The sequence below is a fragment of the Psychromonas aquatilis genome (assembly GCF_038155185.1).
Taxonomy (GTDB): Bacteria; Pseudomonadota; Gammaproteobacteria; order Enterobacterales; family Psychromonadaceae; genus Psychromonas; species Psychromonas aquatilis.
The window spans coordinates 1-24,618 of record NZ_JBAKAZ010000025.1; the positions used below are offsets into that span (position 1 = coordinate 1).

General features: G+C 38.9%; 20 protein-coding genes. 10 read left to right on the forward strand and 10 right to left on the reverse strand.

Going from position 1 to position 24,618, the window contains the following annotated elements; translation table 11 throughout:
• Window positions 1-107 precede the first annotated feature (107 nt).
• A complete protein-coding gene (locus V6256_RS08085) occupies window positions 108-1,097 on the forward strand; it encodes a P1 family peptidase (protein ID WP_341597618.1) in 990 nt (329 codons plus the stop codon).
• A 254-nt stretch (window positions 1,098-1,351) separates the two neighbouring features.
• Here V6256_RS08085 and V6256_RS08090 read toward each other — a convergent pair whose 3' ends face one another.
• The 7 genes from V6256_RS08090 to V6256_RS08120 all read right to left on the reverse strand — a co-directional run bounded on the left by V6256_RS08090 (window position 1,352) and on the right by V6256_RS08120 (window position 9,513).
• The gene (locus V6256_RS08090; RefSeq protein ID WP_341597620.1) at window positions 1,352-2,737 is read right to left on the reverse strand and encodes an amidase; all 1,386 of its coding nucleotides are present in this window, start codon (window positions 2,735-2,737) and stop codon (window positions 1,352-1,354) included.
• Window positions 2,738-2,802: 65 nt separating this feature from the next.
• Window positions 2,803-3,609 (reverse strand): ABC transporter ATP-binding protein, encoded by an 807-nt coding sequence (locus tag V6256_RS08095; RefSeq protein WP_341597621.1) that lies wholly within the window; start codon window positions 3,607-3,609, stop codon window positions 2,803-2,805.
• Complete coding sequence (locus tag V6256_RS08100; RefSeq protein ID WP_341597623.1) at window positions 3,606-4,433, reverse strand: ATP-binding cassette domain-containing protein; 828 nt, start codon at window positions 4,431-4,433, stop codon at window positions 3,606-3,608. Before V6256_RS08100 ends, V6256_RS08095 begins: the two co-directional genes overlap by 4 nt.
• Before the next feature lie 5 nt (window positions 4,434-4,438).
• Window positions 4,439-5,248 (reverse strand): ABC transporter permease, encoded by an 810-nt coding sequence (locus V6256_RS08105; protein WP_341597624.1) that lies wholly within the window; start codon window positions 5,246-5,248, stop codon window positions 4,439-4,441.
• Window positions 5,245-6,201: an ABC transporter permease gene (locus V6256_RS08110; RefSeq protein WP_341597626.1), complete on the reverse strand. Its 957-nt coding sequence runs from the start codon at window positions 6,199-6,201 to the stop codon at window positions 5,245-5,247. The genes V6256_RS08105 and V6256_RS08110 overlap by 4 nt, the downstream gene beginning before the upstream one ends.
• Window positions 6,202-6,271: 70 nt before the next feature.
• On the reverse strand, window positions 6,272-7,765 hold the full coding sequence (locus V6256_RS08115) for an ABC transporter substrate-binding protein (RefSeq protein ID WP_341597627.1): 1,494 nt from the start codon (window positions 7,763-7,765) through the stop codon (window positions 6,272-6,274).
• 530 nt (window positions 7,766-8,295) lie between these two features.
• The gene (locus V6256_RS08120; RefSeq protein ID WP_341597628.1) at window positions 8,296-9,513 is read right to left on the reverse strand and encodes an MFS transporter; all 1,218 of its coding nucleotides are present in this window, start codon (window positions 9,511-9,513) and stop codon (window positions 8,296-8,298) included.
• A gap of 475 nt (window positions 9,514-9,988) precedes the next feature.
• On the opposite strand from V6256_RS08120, the gene V6256_RS08125 reads away from it, so the two are divergent.
• The 4 genes from V6256_RS08125 (at window position 9,989) to V6256_RS08140 (ending at window position 15,572) form a co-directional block, all read left to right on the forward strand.
• Entirely contained in the window at window positions 9,989-11,149 is a 1,161-nt protein-coding gene (locus V6256_RS08125; RefSeq protein WP_341597629.1) for an alpha/beta hydrolase, read from the forward strand.
• A 298-nt stretch (window positions 11,150-11,447) separates the two neighbouring features.
• Window positions 11,448-12,653, forward strand: a complete 1,206-nt coding sequence (locus V6256_RS08130; RefSeq protein WP_341597631.1) for a hypothetical protein — start codon at window positions 11,448-11,450, stop codon at window positions 12,651-12,653.
• Window positions 12,654-13,274: 621 nt separating this feature from the next.
• On the forward strand, window positions 13,275-14,738 hold the full coding sequence (locus V6256_RS08135; protein WP_341597632.1) for an SLC13 family permease: 1,464 nt from the start codon (window positions 13,275-13,277) through the stop codon (window positions 14,736-14,738).
• Between the two features lie 231 nt (window positions 14,739-14,969).
• On the forward strand, window positions 14,970-15,572 hold the full coding sequence (locus tag V6256_RS08140; protein ID WP_341597634.1) for a DUF4202 domain-containing protein: 603 nt from the start codon (window positions 14,970-14,972) through the stop codon (window positions 15,570-15,572).
• 50 nt (window positions 15,573-15,622) lie between these two features.
• Here V6256_RS08140 and V6256_RS08145 read toward each other — a convergent pair whose 3' ends face one another.
• Entirely contained in the window at window positions 15,623-16,186 is a 564-nt protein-coding gene (locus V6256_RS08145; protein ID WP_341597635.1) for an acyl-CoA thioesterase, read from the reverse strand.
• 600 nt (window positions 16,187-16,786) lie between these two features.
• On the opposite strand from V6256_RS08145, the gene aphA reads away from it, so the two are divergent.
• The 5 genes from aphA (at window position 16,787) to V6256_RS08170 (ending at window position 21,663) form a co-directional block, all read left to right on the forward strand.
• A complete protein-coding gene (gene aphA / locus V6256_RS08150; RefSeq protein ID WP_341597637.1) occupies window positions 16,787-17,497 on the forward strand; it encodes an acid phosphatase AphA in 711 nt (236 codons plus the stop codon).
• A gap of 415 nt (window positions 17,498-17,912) precedes the next feature.
• Complete coding sequence (gene potA, locus V6256_RS08155) at window positions 17,913-19,019, forward strand: spermidine/putrescine ABC transporter ATP-binding protein PotA (RefSeq protein WP_341597639.1); 1,107 nt, start codon at window positions 17,913-17,915, stop codon at window positions 19,017-19,019.
• Window positions 19,003-19,875, forward strand: coding sequence for a spermidine/putrescine ABC transporter permease PotB (gene potB, locus V6256_RS08160; RefSeq protein ID WP_341597640.1), 873 nt, complete (start codon window positions 19,003-19,005; stop codon window positions 19,873-19,875). The genes potA and potB overlap by 17 nt, the downstream gene beginning before the upstream one ends.
• Window positions 19,859-20,632 carry a spermidine/putrescine ABC transporter permease PotC gene (gene potC, locus V6256_RS08165; protein WP_341597641.1) on the forward strand — a complete coding sequence of 258 codons (774 nt, stop codon included), beginning with the start codon at window positions 19,859-19,861 and terminating at the stop codon, window positions 20,630-20,632. Before potB ends, potC begins: the two co-directional genes overlap by 17 nt.
• Window positions 20,632-21,663, forward strand: coding sequence for an extracellular solute-binding protein (locus V6256_RS08170; RefSeq protein WP_341597643.1), 1,032 nt, complete (start codon window positions 20,632-20,634; stop codon window positions 21,661-21,663). The genes potC and V6256_RS08170 overlap by 1 nt, the downstream gene beginning before the upstream one ends.
• A gap of 253 nt (window positions 21,664-21,916) precedes the next feature.
• On the opposite strand, the gene V6256_RS08175 is transcribed toward V6256_RS08170, so the two are convergent.
• Window positions 21,917-22,867: an AEC family transporter gene (locus tag V6256_RS08175; protein ID WP_341597644.1), complete on the reverse strand. Its 951-nt coding sequence runs from the start codon at window positions 22,865-22,867 to the stop codon at window positions 21,917-21,919.
• Between the two features lie 231 nt (window positions 22,868-23,098).
• A complete protein-coding gene (locus V6256_RS08180) occupies window positions 23,099-24,487 on the reverse strand; it encodes an L-cystine transporter (RefSeq protein WP_341597645.1) in 1,389 nt (462 codons plus the stop codon).
• Window positions 24,488-24,618 lie beyond the last annotated feature (131 nt).

Here is a 24,618-nt window from a genome sequence, read left to right on the forward strand (position 1 = left end):
CTGCGAAAGCGGAAGAAAACCTTAATTTAATGTCCGGAATTAGTTGACCACTACAAATCGACTCAGTAACAACATAAACCCTAGTATCACTAACAAGGAGCGTTTCATTGCCAAAATCAAATAAGCTGAACTCAAACTCATTAGACTCAATTTGTGATGTACCGGGTATCAAGGTTGGCCATGCTCAAGATCGTGTCGGTGGCACAGGGTGTACCGTGATATTGCCTGATGAAGATGCGGTATGTGGAGTTGATGTTGCTGGTGGGGGACCTGGTACACGTGAAACGGATGCGCTTAATCCGGTTAATTTGATTGAAAAAATCCAAGGGCTTTATTTGAGTGGTGGAAGTGCTTATGGACTGGCGGGTGCCGATGGGGTGATGCGTTGGTGTGAGGAGAATAACCGCGGTTATGATGTTGGTATTGGGTGCGTACCAATTGTCCCGGGAGCTGTGTTGTTTGATTTACCGGTTGCTGATTTTCATGCAAGACCAGACCGAGAGATGGGATATCAAGCATGTTTAAACGCAACTGCCCAAGAAACTAGGTCTGGCAATATTGGCGCTGGTACAGGGGCATCCGTTGGTAAAGTGGGTGGAATGGACTTAGCGATGAAAGGCGGGCTTGGTACCGCGAGCCTGACTTTTAATAATATTGTGATTGGTGCAATCGTCGCTGTTAACTGTTTGGGGGATGTCATCGATCCTAATACCGGCAATATTATTGCAGGCGCACTTACAGAGGATAAAAGTGACTTTGTAGGGACAATGAATCTGTATAAAAAAATGCTGTTGGAGAGCACTTCACCTCAATCGAAAATGTCTAATACAACGATTGGGGCGATTGCCACTAATGCAGCATTAACTAAGTCTCAGGCGACAAAGGTGTCAATGATGGCGCATGATGGTTTTGCAAGAGTCATTAACCCAATTCATACCCTTCGTGATGGCGATACTATTTTTACCCTTTCAACTGGTCAACATGAAGCGGATGTTTCTGTTATTGGCGCGCTTGCCGCGGAAGTGATGGCGATCGCTGTACTAAGGGCGGTTAGAGCCGCTGAAAGCTGTTATGGCTTAAAAGGGTTAGCGAGTTAAGCAAAGGCAATTGAGATCATACGAGGTGTGTAAAACCTGTGACTTTACCTTGCCACTTTGTTATTTCCATTAAGCTGCAGTCATTACATTATTTCAACTAAGTTATGGTAATTAAAGATATAGAAGGACGCTAGCAATATACTTAAACATTAAGGTTAGCATCAACTTTGCTCGTCTCTATGGTCGATCGTGATCAACTATAAAGAGCAATTTAGAGATTGTTTAATTACCTGTTAAAACGCTTTTTGGGCTTTTTATAAAGCAGGCCAATTAGTTATTGGGCCTCGCCATAGTTCATAAGCTTTCGATAAGGCGATCACTTTTAAATCCTCAAAGCGTGGGGCGATAATTTGTAAGCCAATCGGCATGCCGCTGCTAGAAAATCCGCAATTGATCGAAGCCGCTGGTTGTTCGCCCATATTCCATGGCAATGTAAATGCGATATGTTCAAAGGGTTTTTGTGGATCATTGGTTGGCGATGCCCAATCAGCAGGGTAGGATACATTAGGATTAACAGGCGAGATAATCGCATCAAGGTTGTGAAAAGCAGCGCCACAGGCATCACGCATGGCTAATGTCGCATCAAATCCTTTTACTACGTCAAGTGGGTTGGCATTCTCAGCATCTTTAGCCCACTCATAAATATAAGGTAAGATACTCTGACGTTTTGCCGGGCTTAACTCAAGCATAGTCCCCCAAAAACGTGCGCGCCAAAAGACGTCTAATCCATCTAACCATTGCCTTTTTAAGACTGGGTTAATCTCAATAATCTCTGCGCCTTGTGCTGCAAATGTCTTAGCTGCATTAAGTACTGCGGTTTTGACTTCAGGTTCTGCTGTAATACCGCAACCTGCGTCTAACATTAAACCTATTTTCATGCCACGTACATCGGCTGGTGGTACATTCCATTCTAAGGCTTGATATTCAAGTGCCGTTGCATCACGCCAATCAGGTTTAGCTATAGTAGGCATAACCATAATCGCATCATCTACGGTTTTGGTCATTGGCCCAGCGCTGCGGCCTGTGTAATAAGGATAAATTGGGATTCGTCCAAGCGTGGGCTTAAAGCCAAATAGGCCTGTCCAACCAGCGGGGAGACGAACAGATCCCCCGATATCGGTACCGATGTGTAACGTACCAAAACCTGCGGCTCCCGCAGCTGCTGCACCTGCAGATGAGCCACCTGGATTTTGAGATAAATCCCAAGGGTTACGGCTTAAATGGTGAAATGTAGAAAGGCCGGAAGATAACATGCCATAATCTGGACACGTTGTTTTAGCAAATATAATTGCGCCATCTTCTTTTAAGCGCGCGGCTGTCGGGGCATCTTCAGTGGCTGGTGTTTTATCTGATGCTGCAGTACCTAAAGGCGTTGCATCCCCTTTAGTGGCGATTAATTCTTTGACCGTCACAGGAACGCCATCTAATGGGCCGATTGTTTGCTTTTTAAACCAGCGTTTAGTTGACTCTGCAGCTTGTTGTTTTGCCTGGTCTGGTTTGAATACATAAAGAGCACAGACTTTAGGCTCTACTTTTTCAACTCGATTAATCAACCAATCCATATACTCTGATGGACTGGTCTCGCCGCTTGCGTAGGCCTTTACAATATCACGGGTATTAAAGTCTGAAAAATCATTCATTTATAGCATCCTCGTTATATTAATAGATCAAGCTATCAGGCATTACTTTGATTAATATAAATAACCTAGGTAACTTTTTGGTTGGCTTGCCGACCTATATTACTCAAGGATAGCTCTGCAGAAAGTAACTTCTTGGTATAATCTTGTTTTGGATTATCCAATACTTCGCGTACTGTTCCTGTTTCCACAAGCTTTCCGGATTGCATGACGGCGACGTTATCGCAAATCTCATCAACTACCGCGATGTTATGAGTAATAAATAAAATTGATATGCCGTACTTATCACGCATTTTTAAGATTAATCTTAATATTTGATTTTGTACTGTTAGGTCAAGTGCGGAGGTTGCTTCATCGGCAACAATTAACTTAGGCTTAGTAATTAATGCCCGTGCGATGGCAATGCGTTGGCGCTGACCACCTGAAAACTCATGGGGGTATTTATCCATATCAGCAGCGCAAAGCCCAACATCTGTTAATAAAGAGGCTATACAATCGCGCAGTGCCTGTCCTTTAGGTGGGTTATCTTTTAAGTGAAGCGGCTCTGCGATTATTCGTGATATTTTATGGCGCGGGTTAAGCGAACCATAAGGGTCTTGAAATATCATTTGAAAACCGGCACGTAACTTTCTCAGTCTATCAGCGGTTAAACCAAATATTTCACTGTTTTCAAAAATAACACTACCTGCAGTAGGTTTGTCTAGCGCCATGACGATTTTCGCCAACGTTGACTTTCCTGAGCCACTTTCTCCGACAATACCTAATATTTTTCCGGCTTCAAGTGACAGAGAAACATTGTCAACGGCTTTGATGGTAGTGTCACCGAGCTTGAATTCACGTGTTAAACCAACCACCTCTAGAATTTTTTTTCTCATTTGAGCTCTCCTTGGGCAAATGGCACATTGTCAAAATCAAGGCGAGTACGACGTGGTAAGGCTGCAAGTAATTTTTTGGTGTAGTCATGAGTTGGGCGACGTAAAATATCAGCTGTTTCGCCATGTTCCATTTCATTACCGTGATACATCACTAAGGTTTTATCGGCGATACGTGCAATCACACCCAGATCATGAGAGATCAAGATCAATGCGATACCAAGCTCAGTGACTAACTCATCAAGAATATCTAGGATTTCAGCTTGTACCGTTACATCAAGTGCTGTTGTTGGTTCATCTGCAATTAATAAATCTGGTTTTAAGGCAATGGCGATAGCGATACCGACGCGTTGGCGTTGTCCGCCAGACATTTCATGCGGGTAACATTCCATTTTCCGTTTTGCATCAGGAATTTTAACCATTTCAAGTAGTTGAAGCGCTGCTTGCTGTGCTTCTTTGCGGCTTATTTTAGTGTGCAGGCGTAAGCTTTCTGCTATTTGTTTGCCAACTTTCATTGCTGGGTTAAGTGCGGTCATTGGCTCCTGAAAAATTAAGCCAATGTTAGCACCTCTGAGTTTACATAACTGCTTTTCGGACATGGTTAATAAGTTATTACCTTGGAATAATATTTCACCTGTTATCTTAGCGTTTGCTGGTAGTAAACCGATAGTCGCCAGGGAAAGTACAGATTTTCCTGAGCCGCTTTCGCCAACAATACCCAGTGTTTCACCTCTATTGATTGATAAATTAATCCCGTGTAACACTTCCGTTTCACTGCCTTTGCTATTTTGAAAACTGACCTTAAGGTTTTTTATATCCAGCATCATCTTTATTATTTCCTCTTAGGATCAGTGAGGTCACGCAACCCATCACCTAATAAATTTAGCCCTAATACTGCCAGACAAATAGCAATACCAGGCACATAAACGAGGTGCGGCGCTAATGAAAAGTAAGTTTGTGAATCTGCTAGCATACGTCCCCAACTTGGTGTTGGTGGTGCAATACCTAAGCCTAAAAAGGACAGGCCTGCTTCAGTTAATATTCCAAGGCCGGTTTGAATCGCGACTTGTACTATTATTTGAGAAGATATATTGGGAATGACGTGCTCAAGTGTAATTTGAATATTGGTTTTGCCTGCCATGCAAGCGGCTTGGATATAATCTCTCGCCCATATTTGTAATGCTGCACTGCGTGTGATTCGAGTGAATACAGGAATCATAAATAGAGCAATGGCAACAATGGTGGTGGTCGCGCCAGCACCAAGAATGGCGGCTAACAAAATAGCAGATAACACAGGTGGAAAGGCAAATAAAACATCGACGATACGCATCGTGATTGCTTCAAATCGGCCACGTTTACATGCCGCCGTTACCCCGATTATTGTCCCTGCTAATCCGCCTAGAGCAATCGCTGAAAATGCCACACCCAGTGACACCCAAGCGCCTGCCATTATCATTGAAAAGGAATCTCGCCCAAAATGATCTGTTCCTAAAAGTCCCTCTACTCCAGGCGCTTTAAGACGATGCATAATATTGATTTGGCTAGGGTCTACCGGTGTCCAGAATTGGCTTAAGATAGCCGCGATAACTAACGTTGCTGTAATCACACCGCCTATCATCAGTGATATTGGAATTCGTTTCATCGGCGGATCCTCAAGCGAGGGTCGAGTATGTTATAGAGCGCATCCACTAAGAAGTTAATGAAAATAACCACCACGGCAAAAAATAACACAACATTTTGAATAACGATAAAATCACGCTGTGCAAGGGCTTGATAAGCGAGTGTGCCCATGCCGGGTAGGTTAAATACATTTTCAACCAGTATTGCACCAGCGATTAACACTGAAATTTGCATACCTAACATGGTGACGACTGGAATCAGCGCATTGGGTAGAACGTGATGCCACAATACATAGTTTGGTGTTGCCCCTTTAGCGCGGGCTGTTCTGACAAAGTCTTCATTGGTTATCTCGATCACTGCGGCACGTGTGACACGTGTTAACACAGCAGCCTGTGGAATGGCTAAGGCAATTGAAGGTAGCATTAAGGCTTTTAATGAAGGCCAAAAACCATTGTCCCAACCGGGGAAACCACCGGCTGGAAACCAACCGGTTGTTAAGGCAATACCGATAATCAGTAGCAGCCCAATCCAAAAGTTAGGCAGGGCAATGCCTATTTGCGAGAAAGCAGAGGCAAAAGAATCAACGATGCCATTTGGCTTAGCGGATGCTGTTACCCCTAGTGGCAGTGAGATTAATACCGAGAGCATAACTGCCAATCCAGTAAGCGGTAATGTGACATGTAATCGTTCAACAATCAGTTGTGCGACCGAGGTGGAGTAAGTGTATGAATTGCCTAAATCCCCGCTTAATAATCCCGTTAGCCAGTGTAAGTATCGTTCAATAAAAGGGCGGTCTAAACCAAGTTGACTTCTTAATGCAGCTAAAGTGTCTGGTTGCGCTGACATGCCTAATATTATTTCCGCAGGGTCACCAGGGACGGCTTCCATGACCAGAAAAATAATAAAAGAAACAAAGAGTAAGGTAATAATTAACCCACTCAATGATTTGGCAATTGGTTTAGCAATACAGTGCATTGAATTCATCCTTAATGTATACACAATAATGGTTTCTAGTCAGCGCAACGAAGAAACCATTTTATTGAGATCACTCACTCCAAAAAGCATCGGTAATATCATTTGATGGCACTGGTAAATTTTCCCACATTCCGTGTAATCCTTTTTTCCAAATACCAATTTTAGGATAAGCGTATAAGAACAAGGCAGGTACATCTTGAGCAAGAATCGCTTGGCTTTTTTTGTAACCAAGCAAGCGATCTGCTTCATTTGTGGTATTGGCCGTTGCTGCTATTGATGCATCAAAGTCAGTGCTTTGGTAATTAAAGTAATAAGGGTGACGAGCATAAATGCTAATATCCATAGGTTCTGCGTGACCCACTATCGACATATCGTAGTTGGTATCTTTAAATACATCTTGTACCCATTTTGCCGGGAACTCTGAGCTTTCTAGTTTCATTGTTACGCCGATCATAGCGTAATACGCCTGCATTATTTCTGCTGCACGTTCCGCATAAGCTAAGGTTGGCATTTTCATGGTAAAAGTAAACCCATTAGGATATCCAGCCTCTGCTAATAAGGCTTTTGCTTTAACTGGGTCATATGGCCAGACGTTGGTTAAATCCTCATAACCTGCATCAGAAGGTGAGAAGTGGCTACCAATTGGGGTGCCGAAACCTTCATTTGTCGCATCAATGATTGCCTGTCGATCCGTTGCCATCATCAGTGCTTGACGTACTCGTGGGTCATTAAATGGTTTTCGGTTATTATTGATGCCTGCAATCACTTCCATACTGGTTGTGCCAATAACAGTTTCGAACTTGTTGTCACTTTGGAATTGGCTTGTGAGTTCAGGTGCTTGGAATTGTGGAATAGCATCCACTCCACCAGAGCTAAGTGCTGCCGCTTGTGCTTGTGGATCTGAGATGAAACGGAAAGTAACCTTATCAAGTTTAGGCTTTTCACCCCAATAATTATCGTATTTTGAAAGGGTAACCTGATTACCTTTTTTCCAATTACTGAATAAAAATGGGCCCGTTCCAATTGGATGAGTGGCATTATTTTGTTCACTAGAAGGTTCAATCATCACAGCTGCTGGAAATCCTAACCAATACAGTAAATCTGCAGAAGGTGACGATAGGGTGATCACAAGCGTATCAGGATCGGGTGCTGAAATACTTTTGATTGGTGTGTACAACGCCTTTTGCGGATTGATAGAATCGCTTTTTAGTATTTTATCTAAAGTATATTTTGCCGTATCAGCAGTGAAAGCTTTATTGTTTTGAAAAGTAACATTATCACGTAAATCAAAAGTATAGGTTAAGCCATCTTCTGAAATTGACCAGCTTTCGGCAAGGCTTGGCTCTACTTCACCCTCTTTATTAATCGTAACTAGTCCTTCAAATAGGTTTTGCCATACCACCTGTGCGATTGCGACAGGGGCAGCCGCAGTTGGGTCTAAACCAGAAGGTTCAACACTCATGCCTAAAATAAGGTCGGTACGGGGTTGCGCATTAACGCCACTCGTCGTGACTAATCCAATGATGGCTAGGGCGCTTAATATAGAGCGATTAACATGTATCATAAAATATGACCTTCTATTTTTTATTAGGCTAGATTCCGTATCCAATGATAAATTATCTTGCCTGAGAACTTAGACTAAATGCAATATAAATTAATAGTGCAGAGTGATACCTAAAACGTTGCACTGAGTTTTGTTGTTTTTAACGTTAACTTATCTATATAGTATAACTGACTGATTATAAATAATTAATTTAAATTAAATTTTGGTGATTAAATCGCTTTAGAATAGTTGTTGTTAATACTATTGATGCTAGTTACCTTTTCTTTGTTAAATGGTAACCTAAAGATAGACTGCTATTTGATTAAGAGATGGATTTCACCTAATTGAGGAGAAACGCTTCTAAAAATTCAGCGAGTTTTGTCGCCACGAAGCTGGGGATTATGGACGGTGAACGTTCAAATCACAAAGATGTTGAATTTTACGGGGGTTTCAAAGAGAGCCTTAAATTATCATTCTACCTCTTTTTACTTACCATGAGGTTATCAAGTTAGCTTAGATAACCTCATGCGAGATAACTGAACCTGAGTGGGCTATGCTTGCTTGGTTTTAAACTCGGTTAGCCAGTATAAAAAAGCAATGATGCCAAAACTACCACCTAACCACGAAACACCTGTCCAACCGGCTAGCTCAAATACATAGCCAGCAGAGGCTGAACCTACTACGCCACCAAAGAAAAAACTGGTCATATAAGCCGTTGTTATACGACTTCTTGCTTCGGGATTTAATGTGTAGATAACACTTTGATTTAAGATATGTGAACCTTGTTGACCAACATCTAACAGCACTACACCGATTAAAATGGCAATAAGGTGAGTGCTAAATAAGCCCATGATCGCAAAAGCAATCATAATTAATGATAACAATAATCCGGTGCCGATTCGGGTATGGCCTTTATCATGCAATTTCCCTGCAAAACTAGCACTTAAAGCACCAGCCGCGCCAAGCAAACCAAATAATCCAATTAATGAATCACTATAACTATAAGGAGGGCGAGCCAGTAAAAAAGCTAAGGAAGTCCAAAATACACTAAAAGACGCAAAGCCTAGTGTGCCATACACAATACGACGTCTTAGTAATGGCTCGTCTCGTAATAGGTGGACTATCGAACCAATTAACGCTGGATAAGATAGACGCATTTGTCCACGACTTACAGGTAGCATTTTCCAGAGCACAACCGTTTGAACTAACATGCTGAAGGTTGCGAACCAAAATACGGCTTGCCAACCATAAACATCAGCAATTAACCCCGATACCGTTCTTGCTAATAAAATACCTAATAATAAACCCGACATCACACGGCCAATGACTGCGCCACGTTGTCCCTCTTCTGCTAAAACAGCGGCAAAGGGCACTAAGACTTGAGCGGCTACTGCGGTTAAACCAATAGCTAAGCAAGACAGTAGAAATATGCCAATCCCAGTAGACATTGCTGCACCTGCTAATCCAATTGCTGTACCTGCGGTAACAATGGTAATTAAACGACGTCGTTCAAGAAGGTCACCAAGCGGCACTATTAGCACTAGCCCTAACACATAACCCAACTGGGTCATGGTAATAATTAACCCCGTGGTGCCGATTGAGGTACCAAATACTTCCGCTAAGGTATGTAATAAAGGTTGCGCATAATAAAGGTTGGCTACTGCCATGCCACAGGCTATGGCCATTACATATACTAATAAATTATTCGGTTTTAGCGACGGTAAGGGCGTAGATGATTGTTCATCATGAATACTCGTTTGATTAGTCAAAGCGGGTTAACCTCTTAATTAAATTGAATAAAATATGGAAATGAAACAACTTAGTCAGGTCACTCTAAATAGCAGTAAATGATACAGAATGTGACGGTGTTAATAGATAAAAAATAAAAAGTACCAACTAGTTGTTTGAAAAACGCTATATTGATAAGTATTGATCGGTGTATTCCTTATTTCACCTAATATTCCCTGATATGCTTTATAAATGATGTTAAATGGACTTTTTAGTATGATTTATAGACATTTTTCGATCCAATTACGTTTTATGTACGTAACTAATAATATGAAATGTGCTTGTTGCAAGTCGTTTTTTTATCCAGCTTAATTCTTTTCGCAGAGGATTTATTGGTAGCATCGTCCATAATTGAGGACGTTAATTTGCTATTAATTATCAAGCTGTCGCTATAATCAGTAGCATAGAGACTGGTTTATTATTTTATACTCACTCATTTGATAGGTTGCTAAATTGATGTCATTTTTCTTTCGTTATGCTGCTTTAAGTTCAATTTTCTTATTAACGGCCTGTAGTCAGGGAAACCTTAATCCTAACTATCAAGTTGCAACATCCTTGCCTAGTTATTCGCAGGATGATTTCCAGCAATATATCGATCAAACTAAACAATGGTTATTAGAAAACCGAGTGTTTAAAACTGATGATATCGAAAAAGAATTACAAGCCAATCTGCCTTTTGAGTTAATACCCGAACAACCCAATGGTGAGGCAGTTATTTTGGTGCATGGCTTGGGCGATTCCCCTTATTCATTTACGGATATTGCACAACACCTTGTTGCTCAAGGTTACCTTGTCAGAGGATTATTATTACCGGGACACGGCAGTAAGTCTGGTGACCTAATGTTACCGACATTAGAAGATTGGCAACAGGTGCTAAAACATAATATTGCGTTATTAAAACCAACTGTCAATAAGCTGTGGCTTGGGGGCTACTCTACTGGTGCTAACTTAGTCACCTCAGCAGCCTTACAAGATGATAGTATCGCAGGCTTATTACTCTTTTCACCAGCCTTTAAACCTGAATCATCGGCAGTAAAATGGGCTGGTCTTGCTAGTTACTTTGTCACTTGGGCAGATCAAGATCCTGAAACTAATTATATGCGTTACAACTCTTTGCCGATGCATGGTGCCGCTGTTTATTACGATACCGCTGAAGTAGTGCAAGACGATTTACAAGAGGTAACTTATAACAAGCCAGTATTTATGATGATGAGTGAAGGTGACCGGGTCATTGATAGGGCATTACCGAGCGATGTATTTAAAAATCAATTTACCAATCAAAACAATCATTTAGTATGGCAGGGTGAAGAGGACCTCGGAATTACTAATAGTACTCGATTTAGTATGGATCTTCCCGATTTACATATTGTTAATGGATCCCATATGGGATTGTTATATTCGTCTGATAACCTTGAATATGGACAACAAGCTGCAACTATTATCTGTAATAATGGACAAGATGAAGCACAGCAAACCGCTTGCGAGCAAGGAGAAGAGATTTGGTATTCTTCTTATGGTTGGCAAGTGCCAGGTAAAACGCTAGCACGTCTTACCTACAATCCTTATTTTGAGGAAAGTATGGCGATAATGGATCAAGTGATGAATAGCCAACCTTAACCTTTAATCCCAATTGCAAGGTTGTAAAGAATAAGTTCGTTTAATATCGAATTTTAACGCTTGCCTTAGCTGCCCACACTAAGATAGGTTAGTAAAAAAGCCGCTCAATTGAGTGGCTTTTTTTGGTTATTGGACGTTAACAGGTGCGTAATATTTTAATCAAAACATAAAATCCTATTAATATTAATAGCTTATTTATCAATAACTGATTATAAACAGTATGCATTTGTATTCAGATCTTGTTTACTGGTGTAATCTTAGTGTGTCTTTATTGTTATAGTAAGTGTGGAGAGGGTAGATGAAATCAGCTGTTATTGGTAATTTGAAAAGGTTTTGGAATCGTTATAAAGAAGAAAATCCCACGATTCAATTAAGCCTTCCTGTGGTAGGTGGGTTCGCCGCAAATATCCCTATTTCATCGGCCAAAGGAAAAATAAAAAAAACACGATCGGGCCTTAATGACCAAGATAAACAATCACCTTTTGTAGAGTCTGATACGGATAAGTTGATTGAATTTTATTATAAATATGAATTAGAAAAGGAATATAAATTTTGTCGTTCTCCTTATGCAGAAACAATCCCGCTTAGACAAGGAGCAGAAGGTTTTTCATATGGTCATGATGTTAATCAGCTATCCATTGTTTTTATCAATGCACAATTTACGCCGCCAGATTATTTACACGAACATTCACAACAGTCTGTTGCATTATTTAAAGCATTAAACAAGATAAGGTTCGATGAAAGTTCAGAGCAATGGCAAAATGATTATTCCATTCGTATCACACACTTTGATCCACAAGAGAAAAAAGTATACATACAGCCTGCTAGTTATTTTGATCAAATCTCTACTAACTTAACATTGGATTGGGCATCGGGTTTACTCGGTGATGACGATACTTTTACTATCAGAAATCAATATGAAAAAAATCATAGTGGCTGTTTACCGCCCTTAAAGTCATCTGTTTTGGCTAATACGTTAGGCGTTGCAGTGGTCGTTGTAAATCCAACAACAAAAGAAGTATTAATTCCAATTAGAGGCAATGAACAAGCCATAATGGATAACGGTATAGGTAAATTTCATTGTTCTGCATCCGGTGTTTTTGCATGGGATCCTGAGCAGCCTATGGATACCGATCTGTCTTTTGAATTTTTTAGTTTAGGTATGGAAAAAGAGATTGAAAGTGAAATCGGCTTAAAACGTTCGGATTATAATTTAATTCCTTTGGCCTTTTCGAGAGAGCTTGTGCGTGGTGGTAAGCCACAGTTGTTCTTTATCGCTGAAACTGATTTAGACATCAGCAGTATTCAATCACAAATGAAAATGGCTGAGGAGAGTTGGGAGTTTCTCGACATAGAAAGTATCGATGAAGCTAATCCTATGTATCAATATATTAATGCACCAGCCAATGCACCACAGGAGATGTTTACCTATGAAGGTTGGATGGCATTAAGGGTGGCAATGGCTTACTTTTATAGCACAGAGCCTCCTTTTAATGCGTGTTAAACTACCTTAATGCTCATTTTAATTTTGCGTTTTGGGCAATATTGTTATTTGTTAGCGCAGATAAAACCAAGATAAAGAGTCCTTTGTAGTTATTAGTGATCCACTGTGAAAGTATTAAAATTAAATGCAAAATCTAACTTTAGAAAGTTCGTTGCATTACCCCGTTTGTTAGCAAGCCAATACTTTTCTGACAAGTTAGGTGTTTTTCGATATGTCTCAACAATCATTACTATTTATTAGTCTACTTAATATAAATTGTTAAAAGTGATGATTTGAGGTTATAAAGTCGGTTTATATTTAAGTTAGTAATAGTAGTGTTTGGTTATTTTTTGTGTAAAAACAATGGCACAGATGCTGGTTATTTTATCTGAATAGCCAGTTATCATCATAAAAGTAATTATAAAGTATTCTTGATGTGTTATTTTAAATCTAATTAATACCCACTGATGGGTACTTAAATGTAATTATTATTTTTGTTTTTGAGACTTACAACTCATCAATTATTATTTCGCTATATTTGTTCTCGTTTGCTTCACAGTTTTAATATTAGCTATTTAATATTATTCTATTAAAGGTCTACAAGACCGTCGTTGTTACATCATTCATCAGAAGGACATTGAGATGTCAATGCTAGAAAAAGAATCAGTTATTCCACTTAACTCGCGTTATTTAGGGCTGATTATCGGACCGCTTATTTTATTAATTACCTTAGTATTTCCACCTCCGTTAGAAGGTTTAAGTGTGGCTGCTTGGCATACGGTTGGTTTAGCGACTTTTATGGCAGTATGGTGGGTTTCTGAAGCGGCACCAATTCCAGTGACTGCTTTTTTACCGATTATACTTTCGCCATTATTGGGGATAGTTACTATAAAAGAAGCGACAGCTGCTTATGCTAATCCACTGATTTTCTTGTTTTTAGGGGGCTTTCTTCTCTCTATTGCAATGGAAAAATGGAATTTACATAAACGTATTGCATTACTGTCTATGTTAACCGTTGGAAATAAACCTGCACATCAAGTCGGCGGCTTAATGTTAGTAACTGCATTTTTATCAATGTGGATGAGTAACACTGCAACTGCGGTAATGATGCTACCAATCGGCATGTCAATTATTGGTATTGTGTGTGGTGAAAAACGTGATAAAAACCCACAGTTTGCCAGCGCGTTATTATTAGGGATCGCCTATGCCGCGAGTATTGGTGGTTTAGCGACATTAATTGGAACGCCACCAAATGCGTTACTTGCAGCTTACTTATCAACAAGTTACGATATTGAACTTGGTTTTGGCGAATGGATGATTGTTGGCTTACCACTGTCAATTATCATGCTTACATTTACTTGGGTATGGTTAACTAAGTTTGCTTATAAGTTACCAAATACACAAGAAGGCGATGCAAATACGTTATTAGGGCAACAACTGAAATCACTGGGTAAGCTAAGTAAAGGTGAAAAATGGGTTGCTGTGATATTTTTAAGTGCGGCTGTTAGTTGGATTTTTCGACCTCTTTTAGTGAAGGTGACTGGGCTACCAATTAACGATACCGGTATTGCTATTTTTGCTGCGTTATTGTTATTTGTTATTCCAGTTAACTTAAAAAAACAAGAGTTCGTCATGGACTGGGAGAGTACGAAAAATTTACCGTGGGGAATTTTGTTATTATTTGGTGGTGGTTTAAGCCTTGCAGCTCAAATAAAAAGTTCTGGGTTAGCTGACTTTATTGGTGATAGTTTGGCTTCTACTGGCACCTTACCTATAATTGTTGTGATGTTAATTATTACTGCTGCGATTATCTTCTTAACTGAAGTGACCAGTAACACTGCAACAGCGGCAGGCTTTTTACCGTTGCTTGGTCCTATTGCGATTGCAATGGGTGAAAGCCCAACGATGCTTGCTATTCCAGCTGCATTAGCTGCAAGTTGTGCGTTTATGATGCCAGTGGCGACACCGCCTAATAGTATTGTATTTGCTTCTGGCCAGTTACGGATAAAAGAGATGATGAGAGCCGGATTTGTGCTTAATATCGTTGGTATCTTCTTCATTACTGGTATTAGTTATACCCTTGCTGCATGGGTATTCGCGTCGTAAATTGAGCAACTGATAAGATAAAAAGCCAAATAAGTGATTATTTGGCTTTTTTGTTTAATATCGCAAATTGTTGCGCTTTATTAGCTTGAAACTCTTCTATAAAAATACTATCTACTGGTATTTATTAATTATAATATTCCACTATTTATTTCCTATTTCGATTTTTGTTTATTGATGCCTCTTAAGACAACGGGGTGCTTTGTTTAATTCAACCACAATTGGAGCTTTATAATGACACAGGGAAAGTTAAAACAAGCCATTGAGCTGATTGATCTTGCTAATCACCAGGATCCAAATAAAGAAACAGTGGATAATGTCGAATGGGCAAAGGAACATCTGTACTCCGTTCGTATGTCGGAAATGCTCGCGCGCTTTAAAACCAATGCAGATCAGGTATTACAAATCGCTTGTCGAGGTCAGCATATGTTACGTTGGCAATCTGCTCGAAGTGATTACCCGTTAGGTAAGCAAGGCTATCATCAATGGCGTACTGAACTTTATACTTTTCATGCCAATCATGTTGCAAAAATAATGGAAGAGGTCGGTTATGATCAAAACGCCATTGATCGCGCAAAAACGGCGGTAAGTAAAAAGTCCATTAAACGTAATGCTGACAGTCAGTTGCTAGAGGATGTGGCTGGGTTAGTGTTTATTGAACATTACATGTTGGCTTTTGCACAAAAGCACCCTGAATATTCAGAGGAAAAATGGATGGCGATTATCCTGAAAACATGGAAGAAAATGTCTGAAGCTGCACATGAGTTTGTGTTAGCAGGGAAAATAACGCTACCAGCACCTTTGCAAAACTTAATTATTAAGTCGATTAGTGAATAGGGCTTAAAAGGTTAACAGCTTTGTTAACCTTTTATTTATTAGCGGGGTTATTATGCGATATCTGCTTGTTTCATTTCTCTTTCACGCTTACGTTCTTCAGCACGTTTAATTTTACGCTCTTTTGCTGCTGCAAAACGTTTACGCTCATCAGCTGTTTCACAAATAATCTGAGGAATTTGACGTGGTTTGCCATGCTCGTCTAAAGATACAAATGTTAAATAAGCAGAAGCGGTATGGCGTACTTCACCGGTTAATACTGCTTCCGCTTCGATACGAGCACCAATTTCCATTGAAGTTGAACCAACATAGTTGACACTGGTTTTTATTCTTAGGATATCACCGACATAAACAGGAGAATGGAAATCAAGACGATCAAGTGAAGCTGTTACTGCATTACCACCAGTATGACGCATACCAACCATACAAGCTGTGTTATCAACCAATTTCATGATTGAACCACCGTGAACATTGCCAGCAATATTCGCATCAACATCCATCATTTGTTGAACAACGGTAATATTACTAAATGATACTTTTTTAGGCTCCATATTGTCTTCGATATAAGCATCGGTAGGTCGCACTTGTTTTCTGTCGATACGTTTTATTGCTTTCATTATTTCTCCTAGGTGAACTACATTTTGCAAAAGAGGTAGACATTATTAGTATTTTTTATTTGATCTACTTCACGTTCTTTAAAATCAAGCGGAGTATAAAAGATTTTTTAACGAGTTTGTTTGTCATTTCGCAATTGTAAATTAAAAATGACTAAAAAATGACTTTGATGACTCATTCTAGAGGATTAAAGGTTGTTTTTTATGAAAATATTCTATCGCTGCAACATTAAGAGGGCGATAAAAAATAATTGAGTTGAAGAGCGCATAATTTGTCATCTATTTCTTATTAGTTATCTCTCAGTATTGTCGCTATAGCCTTTAACATCATTGGATTTGTTTGTTTTGTTCAGTAAATAGACTCTAAGAATAGGGTGTTATACAAGTAGTTATATTAAAACCTAGATTGAGTTCTGTATTTTCTACCATTTTTGAAAAAATGTTGGGGCTTAATCGTAGGGAAGGTAGCTTATAAGTTTAAAAGTTTTCTTATTCTGGACGAAAATTTGACATTTCTTTGTATTTTCAAATACTTAAGAATTGCTATTCTGTTTACTCTGCATTTCAGTCATGTAGATGATTTCATCAATAAAAGGATTAAACATGAAAAAGAATATTATTGCACTTTCAATTATTGTGTCTTGTTTAGCATCAGTCAGCGTTAATGCAGACCCTAAAACACCAGGTACATCAAAAGGTTACTCTACTATTGATATACTCAATTTAGGGGTACCTGCGGAATTAAATACAGTTTCTGTAAAAGAACTTGAAAAGGAACTCGCTGATAAACCACCGATGGCAGTCGGTTTTGATATCGATGATACCGTGTTATTCAGTACACCCGTCTTTTATAGAGGTCAACAGGAGTTCTCGCCTGGTGAATATGGTTATCTGAAAAATCAGAAGTTTTGGGATAAAGCTAACTGTGGTTGGGACGCATTTAGTCGACCTAAACAGATTGCAACGCAATTAATTAATATGCATCAGAAGCGTGGAGATAGTATTTATTTTATCACCGGGCGTACAGGGTCTGATTGTGACTTTACAACCAACTATATAAAAGGCGTTTTTAATATTGAAAAGATGCATGATGTGATCTTTGCCGGTGCAAGTAGAGATGAATATTTAAAAACAAAACCGATTAAAGATAATAATATTAAAATTTATTATGGCGATGCAGATGGCGATATTATTTCAGCACGACAAGCTGGTGCGGAGGGTATACGTATTATGCGTGCTTCAAACTCTAGTTATACGCCGATCCCTAAAAATGGCATTTATGGCGAACGCATCGTTTTAGATTCTCAGTACTAAGTTAAAGAAACTTTTTTACCTTCTTGGATTGCCAATAAACAGGAAGGTAAAGCTTTGCTTTAATGCTGAAAAACAGATCATTATCTTCCTTTATCTACGGGCTTTTTATTGTACTTTGAAAGGAGGATAAAAATGTCAATAGTCATCGTTATTTTGTCTCTTCTGACGAGATTTATTTTTTTAAAAAATCGCTCATTATTTAATTGAATTTCGTTGAGTTAAATGTACAATCGCGAAAAATAGCAGAGTAGGAGAGGTATCATTATTAAGATTTAAAAAGCTGATTAAATTCTTCCTATTATACTTACCGTAAATATTATGTTTACAGTAAACCTGCCTATTGTACAAAACGCTTAAACGATAACGTTTAACACTTTTAAATGCCTTAACTGGCTCAAATATTGGAATATTGAATGTGACTGAGTGCAAACCGCTATTGCAACTGAATGGTGTGAGTAAAACATTTGCTGACAACACGGTTTTAGACGATTTAGACCTGACCATTTATGATGGTGAATTCCTGACTTTATTAGGTCCTTCTGGTTGTGGTAAAACCACGGTCTTACGTATTATTGCTGGTTTTGAGCAAGAAGACCAAGGGCAAGTATTACTGGATCAACAAAACATAGCTATTCTCAAAGCTGAACATCGTCCTGTTAATACGGTTTTTCAAAGTTATGCTTTGTTCCCGCATATGACAGTTTACGACAATATCGCATTTGGTTTGATAATGCATAAAGTGCCTAAGGCTGAGATTGATGGACGCGTAATGGAAGCATTACGTATGGTGCGTTTAGAAGACTTTGCAAAGCGTAAACCACATCAACTATCTGGCGGTCAACAACAACGTGTCGCGATTGCGCGTGCGGTAGTGAACCGTCCACGCTTGTTGTTATTGGATGAATCATTAAGTGCACTTGATTATAAATTACGTCAAGAAATGCAAGTTGAGTTAAAACGTTTACAGCGTCAATTGAATATTACGTTTGTTTATGTAACGCATGATCAAGAAGAGGCATTATCAATGTCTGATCGTATCGTGGTAATGCATAAAGGAAAAGTACAACAAATTGGTACACCGCGTGAAATATATGAGACGCCTGTGAATTTGTTTGTTGCGCGTTTTATCGGTGAAATTAACCAGTTTGATGGTCAAGTAACACGTCGTATCGATGATAATCATGTAGAAGTGATCGCAGAGGGAGCAGAGTGGGTGGTGCAAACCGATTATCCTTTTGCTGCGGATGATAAAGTACACATATTACTGCGACCTGAAGATATACGAATCACTAAACCTGAGTCAGATGACGAGAAGATACACATGGATGGGCATATTCACGAGTGTAACTATAAAGGCAAAACAATGGATTCGTATATTCGTTTATCAACTGGAACAACCGTGATTGCTAGTGAGTTTTTTGATGAAGATGATCCAGATTATGATTATCGCTTAGGTCAAAAAGTAGCAATAGAGTGGTTCACTGGCTGGGAAGTGGTATTGCCTTATGAACAATCAATTTAATCAGTTTCGTTTTTGGGCTATTGGCCTAGCAACAAGCTGGCTAGCACTGTTTGTTTTAGTACCAAGCTTAATGGTACTAGTAACGAGCTTTCTGACTCGAGATGCTGATTTTTTAATTCAGTATGAGTTTAGTTTAGCTGGTTGGAAAAGTGTTTTAGATCCTAGCTTTGTTTCATTGTTATGGGATTCACTGTTTATGTCAGTGGTTACGGCTGCAGTTTGTTTGTTGATCGCTTATCCATTTTCAATGTGCTTAATGGGCTTACCGAAACGTTGGCGCGGTGTTATTTTGTTTCTATTAATTGTGCCTTTTTGGACCAATTCATTAGTACGAATTTATGCGATCCAATTTCTATTGGGTAAAAAAGGCATGATCAATCAAGTATTACAATTTGTTGGTTTAATAGATAAGCCACTGGATATGTTATACAGCCAGTTTGCGGTGATATTTGGCCTTAGTTATATTTTATTGCCTTTTATGATTTTACCGATTTATTCATCCATGGAAAAACTGGATTTTAAATTATTAGAGGCAGCAAAAGACTTAGGCGCTAATGCAACCAGTCGTTTATTGCGTATTACATTACCGTTAACTTTACCGGGTATTCTGGCCGGGTGTTTAATGGTGGTATTACCGGCGATGGGGATGTTTTTTGTGGCAGATTTATTGGGTGGCTCTAAGCATTCATTACTGGGTAATGTGATTAAAAATCAATTTATTCAAACACGCGATTGGCCTTTTGGGGCGGCATTGAGTGTATTAATGATTTTACTATTATCTTTTATGTTATGGCTTTATTACCGTGCGACTAAAATGTCTAACCGCTCAGGGGGTCTTAATGACTCGAATTTTTAAGTTAAGCTTTATCGGGTTGGTATTATTTTATGTTTATGCACCCATTTTAATTTTGGTGGTGAATTCATTTAATGCCTCTCGATACGGTAGTAAATGGGGTGGTTTCACCTTTAAATGGTACGATAAATTATTTTTAAATGATACGTTGATGGAAGCCGGTTGGCATACATTGCAGGTTGGCTTAACCAGTGCTACTGCAGCGACCGTTATTGGTACGTTGGCTGCTGTAGCACTACAACGTTATCGTTTTTATGGTAAAGGTGCTGTTTCAAGTTTGGTGTTTGTTAGTATGTTAACGCCGGATATTGTCATGGCGATTGCTTTACTTATTTTGTTTGTGACGTTAGGGATTGAGCTAGGTTATATCTCATTACTTATCGCACATATTACCTTTTGTTTGCCTTTTGTGATTATTAGTGTTTTTTCTCGTTTGAGAGACATGGATATGTCAGTGACAGAGGCTGCACGAGACTTAGGGGCAAATGAGTGGCAAGTATTTAGAAAAATTATTTTACCTATGATTTTACCAGCGGTGGCATCCGGCTGGTTGTTAAGTTTTACCTTGTCTATTGACGATGTAATTGTCAGTTCTTTTGTGACGGGACCAGGCTATGAAATATTACCACTTAAAATATATTCCATGGTGCGTGTTGGTGTTTCGCCAGAAGTAAATGCTATTTCTACCTTACTTTTTGTTGGGTCGGTAGTCTTAATTGTAATATCACAACTCCTGTTACGTAAAAAAGGAAATTTATAATGAAAAAATGGTTAACTCTTACAGCGGCAGCGCTATTCAGTGTGTCTGCGATTGCGCAAGAAAAAGTAGTTTTATATAACTGGGCTGACTATATTCCTGACTCAGTATTAACTGCATTTACCAAAGAAACAGGCATTAAAGTCGAAGTAGCAACCTTTGATAGTAATGAAACAATGTTTGCTAAATTACAATTAGTTAATGGTAAAGGTTACGATCTAGCAGTACCAACAACGTATTTTATCGAGCGAATGAAACGTGCTGATTTATTACAGCCAATTGATAAATCAAAACTTAAAAATCTAGATAATTTAGAGCCAAGTCTATTAGACCAAGCTTACGATCCAGGCAATGAGTACAGTATTCCTTATCTTTGGGGAAGTACGGCTATTGCGGTAAATACCGATGAAATGGATCCGTCTTCAGTGACTTCTTGGAAAGATTTATGGAAACCTGAATTTAAAGATCAATTGCTATTACTTGATGATGTACGTGATATTTTCTTAATGGGTCTAAAAGTAAAAGGCTTTGAAAATAACACCACTAATGAAGATGAAATTCGTCAGGCTTATGAAGCATTAGTTGAGTTATTACCTAACGTTAAACTGTTTTTATCTGACTCTCCTAAGTTACCTTTAATTCAAGGTAATGTACCAATGGGTGTGATGTGGAATGGTGAAGCTTATATGGCACAAGTTGAGCTAGGCACTGTTGAATATGTTTACCCAAGTGATGGCGTTACTTTCTGGGTAGATAGCTTTGTTATCCCTAAAGGGGCAGAGAATGTTGAAAATGCACATCGCTTTATCGACTTTATTCTTCGTCCTGAAATGGGCAAGTTAGTTGTTGAAGGAGTGGGTAACTCAACACCTAATAGAGCGACGATTCCACTATTAAGTGAAGAGATGCGCAATGATCCAATGGTAGTGCCACCTGCAAGTGTGATTGAAAAAGGGACTTACCACACTGATTTAGGTGAAGCGAATGCGATTTACGAAAAATATTGGCAGATGCTAAAACAGAATAAATCTTAAGTTAGACGTTTAAGACTTAATAATAAAACCCTCAATCGTTAGCATAACTAACATTGAGGGTTTTTTATTTATTACATAAAAGCTTATTGAATAAGTAGATTAATGCTTATTTATAATTATTGTCTTTGCTATCTCACAGTGGAAACCTATCTAGGTTACCGTGCTTAAGCAGATTAACCTTTCAAAAATCCATTACCTGTGCTTCCCTCAACCTTATTCTCGGCCTTAAAAACACATTATAGGCTCCATCTAATTACATGAGTTGTAACCAATAAAGTAAAGAAACCCCCAAGCTACAGGTCAATAATGAACCAATGGTCGTCATAGCAATGATGTTAGCAGCAAGCTCAGCACTGTGTCCCATCGCGCGTGCCATCACATAACTTGCCGCAGCAGTCGGGGCTGCGGACATGAAAAAGACTAAGCCAAGCATTTGCCCTGTGTAGCCAAATAAATAAGCCCCGCCTGTAATTAAAACCGGTCCAATTACATTTTTAAGAACGGTAGAGAAACGACAGTTGAAGCTGTTATCTTGTAAGGCTCTAATACTTAAGCTGCCGCCTGTACATAATAAGGCAAGTGGTAGGGTCATGTTAGAGAAGTATTGCCCGGTATCTTTGACGATATTGGGTACTGGTATCTCTAAAAGGAAAAATACAAGACCTAGCATAATGCTGATAATCAGAGGGTTTTTGATAATTGACTTAACTAAGCCAAAGATCATTTTAGGGTTAACACCCGCTTCCTTTGGCGATAAGATAATAACCGATAAAATATTGTATAAAATAGTATGCGAAGCCACATAAACAGCGGCTAAACCTAAACTTTCTTCTCCATATACATTAGCCATGTAAGCGAGACCAATAATAGCAGTATTACTTCTAAATGCCCCTTGTATGACTACGCCATGGTGCTTTTCTTCAGATACCCACAGTTTAGTCGCGATAATACTGGCAATAAAGAAAAGGAAGTTTGCCGCTAATCCGTAAGTGACTAAATGAAAGTCTATATCGGCATCTCTATCCATTTTTATGATGCTTAAGAAAAGTAGGGTAGGTAGCGTAACTTTAAAAACAAGCTTTGAGCCTATTTCGATAAATTGATCATTGATGGTGTTTTGTCTTCTTAAAAACCAGCCTAAAAATAATAATAAACAGATTGGCCCAACAATAGAAAAAGAAAACTGTAATGATTCAAAAAACATAAAGACACTCAAAATTTTGTGGTGGAGTAAACGAGAAAGTGATTTTATTTTACTATAAATAAACCAAGAAGGTTACTTAATGATCAGGTAAAAATGTTTATAAATTAACTTGATAGGGGATGACAGAAGGAATTATTGCTAAATAAAACAATTAAAATAGCGTTATAAGGTGTATAACGCAGTTAATCAGTAAGTCTCACAAGCTGATTGTGAGACTTACTTGAGGATAGGTTATTTAGTGCTTTGACTAACACCTAGTTTAAAGTTTTTATTGATTTCTTTTTTATTACCTAATAGGCGTGAGGTAATGGTTCCTGCGGTCATTGCACCACTTACATTAAGCGCAGTACGAGCCATATCAATTAACGGTTCAATAGAAATTAATAGAGCAGCAATCGTTACTGGTAAACCCATTGCAGGCAATACAATTAAAGCTGCAAAGGTAGCACCGCCACCTACACCAGCAATACCAAATGAACTGATTGCGATAATAGCTACTAATGAAAGAATGAAGTTAATTTCCATTGGGTTAATGCCCATGGTTGGCGCAACCATCACTGCTAACATAGCAGGGTATATACCAGCACAGCCATTTTGACCTATTGTCGCACCAAATGTAGCTGATAAATTAGCAATAGCAGGTGGTACATTTAATTTAGTAATTTGTGCTTCAACATTTAATGGAATCGTTGCAGCAGAGCTACGCGAAGTAAATGCAAAAGTCAGTACAGGCCAAATTCGTTTAAAGAACTCTTTCGGGCTAACACCCACCAGTGATACTAATAGACCATGTACAATAAACATTAAGAAAATAGCCAGATACGAAGCAACGATAAAACCAATTAAGCTTAAGATGTCAGCTAAACTTGAAGAAGCAACAACCTTAGCCATCAATGCTGCGATACCGTAAGGTGTTAAAGCAATAATCATTTTCACTAAGCGCATCACAATCGATTGTGCAGCTTCGATGAAAGTACGGATCGGTGTTTCTAATTCAGTTTTTTCAATCATCACACGTCGAGCTGCAATACCGACTAAAATACCAAAGATAACCACGGCAATAATAGACGTTGAACGAGAACCGGTTAAATCAGCAAATGGATTGGTTGGGATAAAGCTAACGATCATTTGTGGCAGAGTAAGGTCTGCAACACTACCCAAGCGTGTTTCAAGGACACTAATACGTGCCGTTTCTCGTACACCTTCCGATAATCCTGCAGCAGAAAGGCCAAAGATTTGAGTGACAGCAATACCAATTAGTGCGGCAATCATAGTAGTGAAAAGTAGGATACCGATTGTTAATCCACTAATTTTACCCAGTGCTCCTGAGTTTTCTAATCGCACAACAGCAGCGACCATCGAGACTAGAACTAGTGGCATAATAACCATTTTCAGTAGGCCAACATAGCCACTACCGACCACATTTACCCAAGCAAGCGTACCTTTGATAATTGGGCTACCTTCACCATAAAATAGGTGGATCAGTAAGCCAAATGCGCTACCTAAAATTAAGCCGAATAAAACTTGGCGCGATAACGTACTTGCATTTCTTTGCTGTTTAAATAAAAAGTAAAGAATACAAGCAAACACCGCAAGATTCGCAATAATTGCATACGACATATGATTTTCCTTAAATAAATATGATGACGCGTAAGTTGAAGTGGGCGCTAATCTACTCTCTTAGCAGGCTAGTTTCAAACGAACATCATGAATCGATTATTCTTTTTTGTTATATCACAGATGTCGACGTT

Excerpts from the sequence above, each read along its gene's own strand:
- V6256_RS08090 (WP_341597620.1), bottom strand. The coding sequence starts at position 2,737 with ATGAATGATTTTTCAGACTTTAATACCCGTGATATTGTAAAGGCCTAC.
- V6256_RS08135 (WP_341597632.1), top strand. The coding sequence starts at position 13,275 with ATGTCAATGCTAGAAAAAGAATCAGTTATTCCACTTAACTCGCGTTAT.
- V6256_RS08170 (WP_341597643.1), top strand. The coding sequence starts at position 20,632 with ATGAAAAAATGGTTAACTCTTACAGCGGCAGCGCTATTCAGTGTGTCT.
- potC (WP_341597641.1), top strand. The coding sequence starts at position 19,859 with ATGACTCGAATTTTTAAGTTAAGCTTTATCGGGTTGGTATTATTTTAT.
- V6256_RS08115 (WP_341597627.1), bottom strand. The coding sequence starts at position 7,765 with ATGATACATGTTAATCGCTCTATATTAAGCGCCCTAGCCATCATTGGA.
- V6256_RS08100 (WP_341597623.1), bottom strand. The coding sequence starts at position 4,433 with ATGATGCTGGATATAAAAAACCTTAAGGTCAGTTTTCAAAATAGCAAA.
- V6256_RS08125 (WP_341597629.1), top strand. The coding sequence starts at position 9,989 with ATGTCATTTTTCTTTCGTTATGCTGCTTTAAGTTCAATTTTCTTATTA.
- V6256_RS08140 (WP_341597634.1), top strand. The coding sequence starts at position 14,970 with ATGACACAGGGAAAGTTAAAACAAGCCATTGAGCTGATTGATCTTGCT.
- V6256_RS08130 (WP_341597631.1), top strand. The coding sequence starts at position 11,448 with ATGAAATCAGCTGTTATTGGTAATTTGAAAAGGTTTTGGAATCGTTAT.
- potB (WP_341597640.1), top strand. The coding sequence starts at position 19,003 with ATGAACAATCAATTTAATCAGTTTCGTTTTTGGGCTATTGGCCTAGCA.
- V6256_RS08105 (WP_341597624.1), bottom strand. The coding sequence starts at position 5,248 with ATGAAACGAATTCCAATATCACTGATGATAGGCGGTGTGATTACAGCA.
- V6256_RS08095 (WP_341597621.1), bottom strand. The coding sequence starts at position 3,609 with ATGAGAAAAAAAATTCTAGAGGTGGTTGGTTTAACACGTGAATTCAAG.
- V6256_RS08145 (WP_341597635.1), bottom strand. The coding sequence starts at position 16,186 with ATGAAAGCAATAAAACGTATCGACAGAAAACAAGTGCGACCTACCGAT.
- V6256_RS08180 (WP_341597645.1), bottom strand. The coding sequence starts at position 24,487 with ATGTCGTATGCAATTATTGCGAATCTTGCGGTGTTTGCTTGTATTCTT.
- V6256_RS08175 (WP_341597644.1), bottom strand. The coding sequence starts at position 22,867 with ATGTTTTTTGAATCATTACAGTTTTCTTTTTCTATTGTTGGGCCAATC.
- aphA (WP_341597637.1), top strand. The coding sequence starts at position 16,787 with ATGAAAAAGAATATTATTGCACTTTCAATTATTGTGTCTTGTTTAGCA.
- V6256_RS08110 (WP_341597626.1), bottom strand. The coding sequence starts at position 6,201 with ATGCACTGTATTGCTAAACCAATTGCCAAATCATTGAGTGGGTTAATT.